9 protein-coding genes are annotated in these 13,291 nt (G+C 75.4%); 6 read left to right on the forward strand and 3 right to left on the reverse strand.

Annotated elements, in window-relative coordinates:
* Positions 1–83 precede the first annotated feature (83 nt).
* Positions 84–1,802, forward strand: coding sequence for an aldehyde dehydrogenase family protein (locus tag ACOQFB_RS15170; protein ID WP_237757919.1), 1,719 nt, complete (start codon positions 84–86; stop codon positions 1,800–1,802).
* A gap of 99 nt (positions 1,803–1,901) precedes the next feature.
* Entirely contained in the window at positions 1,902–2,387 is a 486-nt protein-coding gene (locus ACOQFB_RS15175; RefSeq protein WP_059437644.1) for an FHA domain-containing protein, read from the forward strand.
* Here the strand turns inward: ACOQFB_RS15175 and ACOQFB_RS15180 are convergent, their stop codons facing one another.
* A complete protein-coding gene (locus ACOQFB_RS15180) occupies positions 2,388–4,457 on the reverse strand; it encodes a M13 family metallopeptidase (protein WP_059437643.1) in 2,070 nt (689 codons plus the stop codon).
* Positions 4,458–4,552: 95 nt separating this feature from the next.
* Positions 4,553–5,032: an acyl-CoA thioesterase gene (locus tag ACOQFB_RS15185; RefSeq protein WP_059437642.1), complete on the reverse strand. Its 480-nt coding sequence runs from the start codon at positions 5,030–5,032 to the stop codon at positions 4,553–4,555.
* 85 nt (positions 5,033–5,117) lie between these two features.
* Between ACOQFB_RS15185 and thyX the strand changes: the two genes are divergently transcribed.
* The 4 genes from thyX (at position 5,118) to ACOQFB_RS15205 (ending at position 11,687) form a co-directional block, all read left to right on the forward strand.
* Positions 5,118–5,939 carry an FAD-dependent thymidylate synthase gene (gene thyX / locus ACOQFB_RS15190; RefSeq protein WP_041453355.1) on the forward strand — a complete coding sequence of 274 codons (822 nt, stop codon included), beginning with the start codon at positions 5,118–5,120 and terminating at the stop codon, positions 5,937–5,939.
* An 83-nt stretch (positions 5,940–6,022) separates the two neighbouring features.
* Entirely contained in the window at positions 6,023–8,527 is a 2,505-nt protein-coding gene (gene sppA, locus ACOQFB_RS15195; RefSeq protein WP_421609311.1) for a signal peptide peptidase SppA, read from the forward strand.
* A 528-nt stretch (positions 8,528–9,055) separates the two neighbouring features.
* On the forward strand, positions 9,056–10,237 hold the full coding sequence (gene rho / locus ACOQFB_RS15200; protein WP_011420194.1) for a transcription termination factor Rho: 1,182 nt from the start codon (positions 9,056–9,058) through the stop codon (positions 10,235–10,237).
* 274 nt (positions 10,238–10,511) lie between these two features.
* Positions 10,512–11,687, forward strand: coding sequence for an HD domain-containing phosphohydrolase (locus tag ACOQFB_RS15205; RefSeq protein ID WP_237758211.1), 1,176 nt, complete (start codon positions 10,512–10,514; stop codon positions 11,685–11,687).
* Between the two features lie 6 nt (positions 11,688–11,693).
* Here the strand turns inward: ACOQFB_RS15205 and ACOQFB_RS15210 are convergent, their stop codons facing one another.
* Positions 11,694–13,262, reverse strand: coding sequence for a serine/threonine-protein kinase (locus tag ACOQFB_RS15210; protein WP_421609313.1), 1,569 nt, complete (start codon positions 13,260–13,262; stop codon positions 11,694–11,696).
* Positions 13,263–13,291: the final 29 nt, after the last annotated feature.

The following is a 13,291-nucleotide window of genomic DNA, read 5'->3' on the forward strand; positions in this document are numbered from 1 at the left end:
GGCCCGCGGCGCGCGGCGCCAGCCGCCGGCGGGGCCCCACGGAGCACGGGCGCGCGGCACCGGATCTCGCGTACGCTGCCGCCATGGGAGCCTCGATGCCCGCCGCCGCCGCGCCCGTCCCGACCGAACCCCGAGCGCTCGACGAGGCCGTCGCCCGCCTGCGCCAGGCCGCGCCCGGCTGGGCCGCGGCCTCGCTCGGCGACCGGGCCGCGCTCGCGCGCGCCATGCTGGACGGCGTGGGCCGCACCGCGGCCCGCGCCGTGGAAGCGGCCTGCGCGGCGAAGGGGCTCCCCGCCGACGCGCCGCAGGCCGGCGAGGAGTGGCTCTCCGGCCCCTACGTGACGGCGCGCATCCTGCGCCAGCTCGAGCGCTCGCTGAAGCTGCTCGCCCGCAACGGCAACACGCCGGTGGGCAAGCTCACCGAGACGGTGGACGGCCGCCTGTCGGTGCAGGTCTTCCCGCTCACGCGGCAGGACGCGCTGCTCCTGGCGGGCGTCCGCGCCGAGGCGCACCTCGTCGAGGGCATGACCGAGGAGCGGCTGCACGAGACGCGCGCCCGGTTCCACAAGGCGCCCGACCACCAGGGCAAGGTGTGCCTGGTGCTCGGCGCCGGGAACATCAACTCGATCCCGGCGGTGGACGTGGCCGGGAAGCTGTTCAACGAGGGCAAGGTCTGCGTCCTCAAGATGAACCCGGTGAACGCCTACCTCGGGCCCATCCTCGAGGACGCGTTCTCGGCCGCCATCGCCCGGAACGTGCTCGCCGTCGTGTACGGCGGCGCCGACGTGGGCGGCTACCTCGCGCACCACCCCGGCGTGGACGAGGTGCACATCACCGGCTCGGACCGGACGCACGACGTCATCGTGTGGGGGCCGCCCGGGGCCGAGCGCGACGCGCGGCGCGCCAGCGGCACGCCGCTGCTCGGGAAGGAGATCACGAGCGAACTCGGCAACGTCTCGCCGGTGCTGGTGGTGCCGGGCCCCTGGGACGCCGCCACGCTGCGCTTCCAGGCGGAGAGCGTCGCCGGGATGGTGACGTACAACGCCTCGTTCAACTGCAACGCGGCCAAGCTGCTCGTGCTCCCGGGCGGCTGGCGGCGGCGCGACGCGTTCCTGGCCGCGGTCGAGCACTTCATGGCGCTGTCGCCGGCGCGCCGGGCCTGGTACCCCGGCGCGGCCGAGCGCTACCGCGCGCTCACCGAGGGGCGCCCCTCGGTGCGCAAGGTGGGCCAGGGCGAGGACGCGCTGCCGTGGACGCTCGTGACCGGGCTCGACTCCGGCTCGGAGGACCCGGCCTTCGTCACCGAGCCGTTCTGCTCGATCCTGTCCGAGACCACGATCGGCTCCGAGGACCCGGTGGACTTCCTGGAGCAGGCCGTGGCGTTCTCGAACGACCGCCTCTGGGGGACGCTCGCGGCGCACATCGTCGTCCACCCCCGCACCCTCGCCGACCCGGCGCTGAACGCCGCGGTCCAGCGCGCCGTCCGGCGCCTCCGCTACGGCACGGTCGCGGTGAACACCTGGGCCGGCTACGGCTACGGCCTCGGCACCGCGCCCTGGGGCGCGTTCCCGGGCTCGACGCTCGAGGACGTGCAGAGCGGGCGCGGCTTCGTGCACAACACGGTCATGCTGGAGGGCGTGGAGAAGGTCGTCGTCTGGCATCCGGCGCGGACGTTCCCGAAGCCGCCGTACTTCCCCAGCCACGCGACCACCGACGCGCTCGGCCGCAGCCTGGTCCGGCTCGAGACGCGCGGCCGCTGGCGCGATCTCCCCGCGGTCGTGCTGGCGGGGATCCGCGGCTGAGCACCGCACGGGGTACGCGGAGACCCGCATCGACACTGGGTGCGAGTTCTGGTTTGCTCCGGGTGACGGCCTCCGTCTCGGGCCGGCCGGGGGGAAGCGTTGAGGGGCTACCTGCTCACGTGGCTCGCGCGCCAGTACCGCGACGCCGACCTGCGGGCGTTCGTGCGCGAGCACCCGCAGGACTGGCTGGTCTGGGAGGCGGGCCCGTGGCGGCCGCCCTCGCGCCGGCGCGAGACGCTGCGCACCGAGGAGGTGCGCTTCGCCGCGACGGCGAAGGAGCCCATCGCCATCGTGCTGGAGCCGAGCGCCGACGGCGCGCCGCTGCGGGTGGGCCGCGCCGCCGGGAACGACATCGTCATCGACGACCCGACCCTCTCGCGCGCGCACCTCGAGCTGGTGCGCGACGGCGAGGCCCGCTGGCGCGTCGCCGACGTGGGCTCGTCGAACGGCACGCGCCTCGCGGGCATGCGGATCGGGCGCGAGCCCGTGCCGCTGCCGGTGGGCGTGGTGCTCGAGGCCGGCGCCGCGCGGCTCAGCCTGTACGACGCCGCGGCCCTGTTCCTGCGCCTGCGCGGCGCGGCCTGATCACCAGATCTCGCAGCGCTCCGCCGCGGGCCGGGCCATGGGCGTCCCCTCCGCGCAGGCGAACGCGCGCGCGAAGTCCGGCAGGTTCGAGAGCGGCCCGTTCACGCGGAACCGCGGCGGCGAGTGCGAGTCCACCACCGCGCGCCGGCGCGCCTCCTGCTCGCGGTACTTCGAGCACCAGGACTGGGCGTAGCCCACGAAGAACTGCTGCTCCGGCGTGAAGCCGAGCACGGGGCGATCGACCCCCGGCTGCGCGCGCCGGGCCGCCTGCATGGCCGCGAACGCGAGCTTCAGCCCGCCCAGGTCGGCGATGTTCTCGCCCAGCGTGAGCTTGCCGTCGAGGTGCACGCCCGGCAGCGCCTCGTAGGCGCCGTACTGCTTCACCAGGCACGCGGCGCGCCGGTCGAACTCGGCCCCCACCGCCGGCGTCCACCAGTCGCGCAGGTTCCCGAGCGCGTCGTACTGGCGACCCTCGTCGTCGAACCCGTGCGTCAGCTCGTGCCCCACCACCATCCCGATGGCGCCGTAGTTCACGGTCTCGGGCGCCTCGCGGTTGAAGAAGGGCGGCTGCAGGATGCCGGCCGGGAACACCATCTCGTTCATCGACGCGTTGTAGTAGGCGTTCACGGTGGGCGGGCTCATGAACCACTCGCCGCGGTCCACCGGCTTGCCGATCTTGGCGAGCTGCCGGTTCGTCTCGAACCGGCCCGCCGCGAGCACGTTCGCGAAGAACGAGCCGCGGTCCACGCGCAGCGTCCCGTAGTCGCGCCAGGCGTCCGGGTAGCCGACCTTGTTGACCACGCGGGCGAGCTTCTCGCGGGCGCGCTCGCGCGTGGGCGCGTCCATCCACGAGAGCGAGCCCAGGTCGGCCTCCATGGCCTTCTCGATCTCGGCCACCAGGCGCGTGGTCCGGTCCTTCCCCTCCGCGCCGAAGTGGCGGCGGACGTACGCCTGCCCGACCGCGAACCCGAGCGCCTCGTCCGTCACGCCCACGCAGTGCTTCCAGCGCGGCGCGAGCTCCTTCGCGCCGGAGAAGCTCGCGCTCTGGAACGCGAAGCGCTCCTGGACCAGCGCCGCCGGCACCGCGCGGAACGCGGCCATGTCGTCGAGCAGGTGCCAGCGGAGGTAGGCCTTCCAGGCGTCGAGCGGGGCCGACGCGAACTGCTTGCCGACCTCGGCCACGAACGCCGGCGTGGTCACGCTCACCGCGTCGAGCCCGGGCTGGCCGAGGTCGGCGAAGAAGCGGGCCCAGGGGAAGTCCGGCGCGAGCCGCGCGAGGCCGGCGCGGTCCACGCGGTTGTAGACGCGCGAGGGGTCGCGCAGCTCGGCGCGGGTCCAGTGCGTGCGCGCCAGCGCGGTCTCGAACCGCTCGACCGCGGCGGCGCCCGCCTCGGCCTGCGCCGGCGGCAGGCCGGCCAGGCCGAGCATCTTCCGCAGGTGGGCGGCCCACGCCCGGCGGATCTCCGGGTTCTTGCCGGCGTCGGACAGGTAGTACTCGCGATCCGGCAGCGAGAGCCCGCCCTGGTTCACGATCAGGATCACCTGGGTCGCGTCCTTCGCGTCCTGGTCGGCGAGCAGCCCGAACGGCGCGGCCATCCCGGCGCCGTGCAGGCGCGCCAGCTCGGCCGCGAGCGCCGGCCGATCCGCGATCGCGTCGATGCGCGCCCACCCCGCCTTCAGGTCGGCCAGGCCGCGCGCCTCGATGCCCCCCTCGTCCATGCAGGAGCCGAAGTAGTCGCCCACCTTCCCCGAGAACGCGTCGGCCGGGTCGGCGCGCCCGGCCGCCGCGGCCTCGAGGATGCGGCGGAGCTGGACGGTGTTGCGCTCGTCCAGCTCGGCGAACCCGCGGCTCCACACCGAGCGATCGGCGGGGATCTCGGTGCGCGCCATCCAGCCGCCGCAGGCGAACTGGTAGAAGTCCTGGCAGGCGTCGGCCGAGCGATCGAGCGCGGCCTCGTCGAGCGGCGGGAGCGGCGTGGCCGCGGCGGCCGCCGCCGAGGGCGGCGCCGTCGGCGCGGTGCGGCAGGCGGCGAGGGCGATGAGGGCGGCGAAGGAGAGGATGCGGCGCACGTCGGCCTCCTGAGGGAGCGGGGCGGCGGACGCCGCCCGGACGCGGCAATATGGCCCCGCGGTGCCTGGCCCTCAAGCGAAACGCCGCCCGCCCGTCACGGCGCGCGCGGCGTCCGCGCGGCCAGCCGCGCCGCGCGGCGCTCGCGCGCCTCGCGCTCGCGCCGGCGCTCCTCGTCGGTGTCGGTCCGCAGCGGCGGGGCCCGGGTGGGTTGGCCGTCGGACCCGAGCGAGACGAACGTGAGGAACGCGTCGCAGCACTTCTTCCGCTCGCCGGTGAGCGGGTCCTCGGTCTGCACCTCGACGCCGACCTCCATCGAGGTCCCGAACACCGCGTTCACCTGCGCGTGCAGGATGGCCATCTGGCCGATGCGGATCGGCGCGAGGAAGGAGAGCTGGTCGATGGAGGCCGTCACGACCGGGACGCGCGCGTGCCGCATGGCGGCCATGGCCGCGGCCAGGTCGGTCCACTGCATGACGGTGCCGCCGAACGCGGTGCCGAGCGTGTTCGCGTCGAACGGCATCACGAGATGCGTGACCTCGACGCGCGAGTCGGCGGCGGGCTTGGGGGCTGGCATGCGCCACCCTTAGCACGGGGCGGGGCGCCCCTCCCGGCTGTCGTGGGTTCGTCGTAAGATGCGCGCCCTTCCCCGGAGCCGATCCATGCCGCTCGAGGTCACCCTCATCGACTACGCGCGCGACCCGCTGCAGAAGCTCTACGGCGCGTACCGCACCTGCTACACGCCGAAGACGCCCGGCGAGGTCTGGGGCGAGATCCGCGACGGCTCCATCTCCGCCGACCGGATCCGCGACTTCATCGGCGAGCGGCTCAAGACCGGCCACGCCTCGCCGCTCGAGCAGGTGGTGTTCTGGTTCGGCATCTCCGGCGTCTCGCGCGCGCTCTCGCACCAGTTCGTCCGCCACCGCATCGGCATCAGCTTCGAGCAGCAGTCGCAGCGGTACGTGAAGTACAAGGAGGAGCGGCTCGACTACGTCATGCCGAAGACCTGGCAGAAGGTCGCCGGGATGGCGGACGAGTACGACCGGCTCATGCGCGAGATCACCCGCGTCTACGAGGACGCGCTCGCGAAGGGCATCCCGGCCGAGGACGCGCGCTTCGTCCTCCCGAACGCCACGCCCACCAACTTCCAGGTGATGGTGAACTTCACCGAGCTGCTGCACATCGCCGACCTGCGGCTGTGCTGGCGCGCGCAGTGGGAGATCCGCCACATGGTGGCGCTCATGCGGCGCGAGGTGATGAAGGCCGTCCCGGAGATCGGCGGGTACCTGCAGCCGAAGTGCGGCGACAAGCGCATGGGGTACTGCGACGAGCCGGTGAAGGAGTGGGAGGCGTGCCCGCTCGGCAAGGTGCGCCCGCACAAGGAGCAGCTCCTGCAGGTGTTCCGCGAGTACCGCGCCGGCAACCTGGTCCCGCTGGCGGAGGAGCACCTCCGCGCGGTCGAGGACGCCGGCAACGAGGAGTGACCGCTTGGGGCCGTGCGTCGCGGCGCCCGCGGCGCCGGCCCCGCGCCGCGGCCGGCTCCGGTAGAATCCGCGCCGGAGCCACCATGACACGGTTCGTGAACCTCGCGGCGCTGGCGCTCGCGCTCGCCGCCCCCGCCGCCGCCCGCGCGCAGCTCTCCGCCGTCACCGACCGTGTGCAGGGCCTGCCGGCGGGCCTGGCGGTGCCCTCGCTGGGCGCCGCCGCCGCGGAGGAGCCCGCCGACCTGTCCACCAACCCGGCGGCGATCGGGTTCCTGGGCGGCCTGGGGCTCCAGTACTTCCACGAGTCCGGGCTGCGGCCCGGCGCGCGCGGCGACGGCCTGTACGCGGGCGATCGCTTCGGGCCGCTCGGGCTGGGCTACTCGGTGGAGTGGCTCCGGCCCGGCCTCGACGCGGGCGCCGAGCGCTGGCGGCGCAGCCGGCTCGGGCTCACGCTCGGCGACGGCCGCGCGCTCTCGCTGGGCGTCGCCTGGACCTGGATCTCCTCGCGGAACGACGCGCTCGACCAGGCGGGCGGGTGGGACCTCGGGCTGACGCTCCGGCCCGCCCGCTGGCTCTCCGTCGGCGCCGCCATGCTGGGCCGCGACGCGCGGCTGGGCGGCGCGGACGTCCCGGTCCGCTACGACCTCGGGCTCGCGACCCGGCTCTGGCGCGACCGCCTCACGCTCTCCGCCGACCTGCTCGCCGACGACGAGGCGCGCGACGCGTTCCGCTCCGACCACCTCGCGTTCGGCGCCGCCGCCGAGCTGTGGCGCGGCGTGGCGCTCGGGGTCCAGGTGCAGCTCCCGCTGCGCGACCTCCCCGGCGACGCCGGCGATCCGCTCGGGCTCGTGTCGGTCACCTGGAACGCGCCGCACTCCGGCGTCACGTTCGCGGGGGCCGGCGTGGGCGGGCGCGGCGGGTGGCTGGGCGGCGCGCGGCTCTCGCAGGAGCGCTACCGCTCCGGCGGGCCGGGCATCGTGATGCCGACGGTGGACGTGGACCGCGAGCTCCGGCGGCGCCGCGTGCTCGTGTTCGACGTGGGCGACCGCGATCCCTACGGCACGCTGGTGACGCGGCTGGAGGCGGCGCGCGACGACCCCGAGGTCGGGGCGCTGCTGGTGCGCATCGGCGGCCTGCCGCTGGGCGGCGGCCGCGTCGAGGAGCTGCGCGCGCTGCTCGCCGCGATCCGCGCGCGGAAGCCGGTGCTCGCGTACCTGGAGGGCGGCGGGACCCGCGAGTACTGGCTCGCCACCGGCGCCACCGCCATCGCCGCGCCGCCCGGGGCGCCGCTCATCGTGAACGGCATCTCCACCTCCCAGCTCTTCCTGCGCGCCGGGCTGGCGCGGCTCGGGATCGCGTTCGACGTGGTGAAGGCCGGCGCGTACAAGAGCGCCGCCGAGCCGCTGGTGCGCGACGCGCCCTCGCCCGAGGCCCGCGAGGCCACCGACGCGGTCCTGGACGACGTGTTCGGGCGCTTCGTGGCGCAGGTCGCCGAGGCGCGGCACCTGGCCCCGGAGCGCGTGCGCGCGCTGGTGGACCAGGGGCTGTTCGGCGCCGAGGAGGCGAAGGAGGCAGGGCTGCTGGACGCGGTGGCCTGGCCCGACGAGCTCGAGAAGTGGGGGCGCGCCGTCGCCGGCCGCCGGCTGTTCGAGCGCGGCGCGTACCGCCCCGAGCCGGAGCGGCTCGCGCAGCGCTGGGGCCGGCCCGCGGTGATCCAGGTGGTGCGCGTGGAGGGGATCATCGCGCGCGGCCGGAGCCGCCCCGACCCGATCGGCGGCGACGGCGTGGCGGGCGCCGAGACCATCGCCGCCGAGCTCCACCGCGCCGCCGACGACGCCGCGGTCCGCGCCATCGTGCTCCGGATCGAGTCCGGCGGCGGCGACGGGCTCGCCTCCGACCTCATCTGGCGCGAGGCGGTGCGGGCGCGGCGCAAGGGCAAGCCGGTGATCGCCTCGATGGGCGACCTGGCGGCGAGCGGCGGGTACCTGGTGGCGGTCGGCGCCGACGCGATCCTGGCCGAGCCCTCGACGCTCACCGGCTCGATCGGCGTGTTCGCGGCGAAGCCCGACCTGTCCGGCCTGCTCGCGAAGCTCTCGATCCACCCGGAGGCCTACCAGCGCGGCGAGAACGCCCGGCTGGTCTCGGTGCTGAAGCCCTGGACCGCCGCCGAGCGCGCGGTGCTCGAGAAGCAGATCTCGGCCTTCTACCGCCAGTTCGTGGCCCGCGTGGCCGAGGGGCGGCGGCTCACCGCGGCCGAGGTCGAGGCGGTCGCCGGCGGGCGCGTGTGGACCGGGCAGCAGGCGCTGGAGCGCCGGCTCGTCGATCGCATCGGCACGCTGGCCGACGCCATCCGGCTGGCGCGCGAGCGGGCGGGGCTCGCGCCGGACGACGTGGTGGAGGTGCGGCGGGCGGACGGCGGCGGCGCCCTCGCGCGCGTGGCCGGCCGCGCGCTGACGGCGGCGCCCGAGCCGCCGCTCGCCGGGCTCGCGCGCGCGTTCCCCGAGCTGTCCGCGCTGGCGCTCCTGGCCGAGATCGGGCCGGTGCTCGCGATCCCGGAGGAGTGGGTGGCCCCGGAGGCGGGCCCGTGATCACGGGACCCTACCGGGCTTCGTGAGGGCTTTCGCTCCAGGATCTTTTTTGCTATGGATTGCCTTGTCCCCCCTCTGCGAGCGACCTACGTTTCGAGGCGGCGGGGTGACCGACCCCCGGTCGACCGGCTCCTGGCACCACGAAGACGAGCCGCCGCCGCGCGATGACCGCGCGGCGCGCCAGCGACGGGACCGGGGGCAGGCGGTTCGCGGAACGACGAATCCTTCCGAGCCCGCGAACGGCGCCGTTCCAGACGCGACGTAGAGACCGCTGGGGGGCGAGCAACGCCCCGCGGTCGGAGCAGACGACAGCATGAACGAGCATGAGCAGACCCCGACCCCGGGTGAAGGCGGGGCCCCGCAGTCCACCAGCAGCCAGAGCCAGCCCGCCGCCTCGGCGGACGCCGCCGACGGCGGACCCCGGCCCCGGGCGGCGCGCCCGGCCAGGGGGGCCGGCGCCGCCGCCGCCGCCGGGGACGCCGGGGCCGCGGCGGACAGCCGCAGGCGCCGGGCGGCGCCCCCGCGCCGATGGGCGCCGGCGGACAGCCCGGCGCGCCGGCCCCCGCGAACGGGACCGCGCCGCAGGGCCAGCCCGCCCCGGCCGCGCAGCCCGAGGCGACCGAGGAGGTCGAGGGCGTGCTGCAGTTCGAGGGCAAGGGCAACGGCTGGCTGCGGGAGGCGAAGCGCAGCTACCTGCCCCAGCCGTTCGACGTCGAGGTCCCGCGCTGGCTCATCGACCGCACCCACCTGCAGCCGGGCATGCTGGTCAAGGGCGTCGCCACCGTCCGCAACATGAAGCGGGTGCTCTCGCGGATCGACACGCTGGAGGGCACCGATCCGATGGCGGTGGTGCGGCGCACGCACTTCCAGAACCTCACCGCCACCGACCCCACCGAGCGCCTGGTGATGGAGACCCGCTCCGACGAGCTGATCGGGCGGGTCCTCGACCTCATCTCGCCCATCGGCCTGGGCGCCCGCGGCCTCATCACCTCGCCGCCGAAGGCCGGCAAGACCATCATGCTGCAGCGGATCGCGCAGGCCATCACCGCGAACCGCCCGGACGTGCACCTCACGGTGCTCCTCGTGGACGAGCGTCCCGAGGAGGTCACCGACATGAAGCGGAACATCAAGGGCGAGGTGATCGGCTCGTCCAACGACCGGCCGACGGAGGAGCACATCCACGTCGCCGAGATGGTGCTGGAGCGCTCCAAGCGGCTGGTGGAGGGCGGCAAGGACGTGGTGATCCTGCTCGACTCGATCACCCGCCTCTCGCGCGCCTACAACAAGGAGGTCGAGTCCTCCGGCCGCACGCTCACCGGCGGCGTGGACTCGCGCGCGCTGGAGCGCCCGAAGCGGCTGTTCGGCTCGGCGCGCAAGGCCGAGGAGGGCGGCTCGCTCACCATCATCGCGACCGCGCTCATCGACACCGGCTCGCGCATGGACGAGGTGATCTTTGAGGAGTTCAAGGGCACCGGCAACATGGAGGTGGTGCTCTCGCGGCAGCTCGCCGAGCGGCGCATCTTCCCGGCCATCGACATCGGCGCGTCCGGCACCCGCAAGGAGGAGAAGCTCTTCTCGTCGAAGGACATCGAGAAGGTGCGGCGCCTCCGCGGCGCGCTCGCCTCGCTGAAGCCGGTCGAGGCCATGGAGCGGCTGCTCAAGAAGCTCTCCGAGTTCGACTCGAACGACGAGTTCCTGCAGAGCTTCTGAACGGGGCTGCGCCCCGCCCCGCGGACCCTGAGCCCGTCGAAGGGTCCGCGGGGCCCCACCCTGCTGCGCGGGGCCCGTGACCTCGCGCGCCCGCCTTCGCGGGCTCGCGCGACGTCCCCGCGGGCGCGGCTTTGCCGCGCAAGGCCCGTGAGGCGTGCCGCCCGGGCACGCTCCGCGGGGGCGGCGCGCCACACGCCCGCCTGCTCCCTCACCCCCGGTGCACGCACACGCCGGGCCGTGCGGCCGCCGATCCCGGTCGATAGAATCGGCCCCCATGGATCAGCGCCTTGCCCCGCCCGCCCCGCCCTGCTCTACTCGCGCGATGAACGCGGACCGGGTCTTCATCGTCGACGACGACGAGCTGATCCTGAAGGCGCTCTCGCGCGTGCTGGAGCTGTCCGGCTACGAGACCCGCTGCTTCCTGCGGCCGGCCGACGCGCTCGAGGCCATCGAGGCGGACGCCCCGGTGGTGGTGATCTCCGACTACATGATGCCGAGCATGGACGGGGTCGCCTTCCTCAAGGCGGCCCGCGCCCGCTTCCCCGCCGCGGTCCGCATCCTGTGCACCGCCGCCGAGGACTTCCGCGTGGCGCTCCAGGCGGTGAACGCGGGCGAGGTCTTCCGGATCATCTCGAAGCCGTGGCACCAGCAGGAGCTGCTCACGACCGTGAGCCAGGCCGCCGAGGCGGCGCGCCTGCGCATCGAGAACGAGCGGCTCACCGCCGAGGTGCACCGGCAGAACGGGCAGCTGAAGGAGATCAACACCCGGCTCGAGCAGATGGTGCAGCAGCGCACGCAGGCGCTGCTGGAGGGGCTCATCGCCGCGCTCGACTACCGCGACGCCGAGACCCAGTGGCACTCGCGGCGCGTCTCGCTCTACGCGCGCCGCCTGGCCCGGCAGCTCGGCATGGACGAGCCGGAGCTCACCGTCATCGAGCACGGCGCGCTGCTGCACGACATCGGCAAGATCGGCGTGCGCGACCGCGTGCTGCTGAAGCCCGGGCCGCTCACCGGCGAGGAGTGGACCGAGATGAAGCGCCACCCCGAGCTCGGGTGGGCGCTCCTGCAGCGGGTGGACTACCTGCGGCCCGCCTCGGCCATCGTGCTGCAGCACCAGGAGAAGTGGGACGGCAGCGGCTATCCCTCCGGGCTGGTCGGCGAGGGGATCGTCATCGGGGCGCGCATCTTCCACGTGGTGGACACGCTCGACGCCATCACCAGCGACCGGCCCTACCGGCGCTCGCGCCCGTTCGCGGAGGCGCGCGAGGAGATCCTCCGCTGCCGCGGGACGCAGTTCGACCCGCGCGTGGTGGACGCGTTCGTCTCGGTGCCGCCGGAGGACTGGGAGCGCATCCGGCTCGACGTCGAGACGGTGGCGGTGCTCTCCGCCGACCTGGCCGAGAGCCCGCCGCACCTCGAGGACCTGGACCTCGCCGGCGCGCGCGCCTGATCGCCGCTACTCCAGCGCCACCCCGAGCAGCTCCGCGGTCTCGCCCGCGCGCACGTCCACGGTCGCGCCGGCGCGGAAGCCGTCCTCGGTGCGGAACTCGACCCGGTGGCGCCCCACCGTCACCTCCAGCGTGCGCACCTCGCCCGCCCCGAGCGGCGGGCGCTGCGCCTCGCCGTCCAGGACCAGCGTGGCCGCCACGCGCGCCTGCACCGAGAGCCGCCCGGTGGCCGGCCGGCCCGGCGCGGTGCGCCCCAGGGCCGGGCCGGTGCCGGGCGGCGCCGGGACGGCCGGGGCGGCCGCGGGGACGGCGGGCGCCGCCGCCGCGGGCGCGCCGGGGGCCTGCGGCCGGCGCGGGCCGGTGAACGCCAGCACCGCGGCGACCGCCACCAGCGCGCCGAACCCCGCCGCGGCCGCGGTGCGCCCGGTCACGAGCGCCGGGCGGGACGGGGCCGGCGCGGCGAGCGCCTCGGGCAGGCGGAAGAACGGGGGCGCCGCGAGCCCGCCGTCGGCGCCGTCCGCGCCGCCCCCGGGGGCCGGCGGCTCCTCGGGGCGGACCGCGATGACCTGGGTGCGCTCGGCGGGCGACGGCTCGCGCACCGGGGCCGGCGCGGCGCGCAGCTTCTCGAGCCGGTCCAGCTCGGCCCGCAGCTCGCCGGGGAACGAGGTCGCCATGATCCGCGCCAGCGCCGGCGGGTCGCCGGGGGGCTCGTCGGGCCGCACGCCGTGCGTGAACGGGAGCAGCGCGTCGCGCAGGTCGCTGGCCCACTCGAAGCGCTGTGCCGGGTCGCGCGCCAGCGCGCGCAGCACGAGGGCGTCCAGCTCGGGCGGCAGCCCGGGGCGCGCCCGCGACGGCGGCGGCACCTCGGCGCGGCGCACCCGCTCCAGCACCGAGAGCTCGGACTTCCCGCTGAACAGCCGGGCGCCGGTGAGCATCTCGTGCAGCACCACGCCCAGCGAGAACACGTCGGAGCGGTGATCCACCGGCTGGCCGCGCACCATCTCCGGGCTCATGTAGCCGAACTTGCCCCGCAGCACGGTGTCCTGGCGGCGCGTGCGCATCGCCGCCTGGGCGATCCCGAAGTCGATGATCCGCACCGAGCCGTCGAAGCCGAGCAGCACGTTCGCGGGCGAGACGTCGCGGTGGACCACGCGCAGCGGCGTGCCGAGCGCGTCGCGCTTGCGGTGCGCGTGGTCGAGCGCGTCGGCCACCCGCGCCGCCACGTGGGCCGCGAGCGGCACCGGCATCGGCTCGCCGCGCGCGCGCAGCCGGTCGAGGAGCGCCCGCAGGTCCTTGCCGGGCAGGTAGTCCATCGCGATGTAGTAGCCCTCGCCGTGCATCCCCAGCTCGTGGATGGGGACGATGGCGGGGTGGTCGAGCTGGACGACCAGGCGCGCCTCGTCGAGGAACATCGTGATGAACTCGGCGTCCTCGGCGAGCGTCGGGAGGATCCGCTTCAGCGCGTACAGGCGCCCGGCCGGCTCGCCGCGGCGGATCGCGACGTACACCTCGGCCATGCCGCCGACCGCGATGCGGTCGAGGAGGAGGAACCGGCCGTAGGGTATGGGCTTCCGCATGCAGGGGGCCCGGGGGTCCGGCTATGATA

It is taken from the genome of Anaeromyxobacter sp. Red801 (genome assembly GCF_049201065.2).
GTDB lineage: Bacteria > Myxococcota > Myxococcia > Myxococcales > Anaeromyxobacteraceae > Anaeromyxobacter.

Bases quoted from the DNA above. Each gene is read 5' to 3' on its own strand.
- ACOQFB_RS15170 (WP_237757919.1), top strand. From the start codon at position 84: ATGGGAGCCTCGATGCCCGCCGCCGCCGCGCCCGTCCCGACCGAACCC.
- ACOQFB_RS15185 (WP_059437642.1), bottom strand. From the start codon at position 5,032: ATGCCAGCCCCCAAGCCCGCCGCCGACTCGCGCGTCGAGGTCACGCAT.
- thyX (WP_041453355.1), top strand. From the start codon at position 5,118: ATGCCGCTCGAGGTCACCCTCATCGACTACGCGCGCGACCCGCTGCAG.
- sppA (WP_421609311.1), top strand. From the start codon at position 6,023: ATGACACGGTTCGTGAACCTCGCGGCGCTGGCGCTCGCGCTCGCCGCC.
- rho (WP_011420194.1), top strand. From the start codon at position 9,056: ATGGGCGCCGGCGGACAGCCCGGCGCGCCGGCCCCCGCGAACGGGACC.
- ACOQFB_RS15205 (WP_237758211.1), top strand. From the start codon at position 10,512: ATGGATCAGCGCCTTGCCCCGCCCGCCCCGCCCTGCTCTACTCGCGCG.
- ACOQFB_RS15210 (WP_421609313.1), bottom strand. From the start codon at position 13,262: ATGCGGAAGCCCATACCCTACGGCCGGTTCCTCCTCCTCGACCGCATC.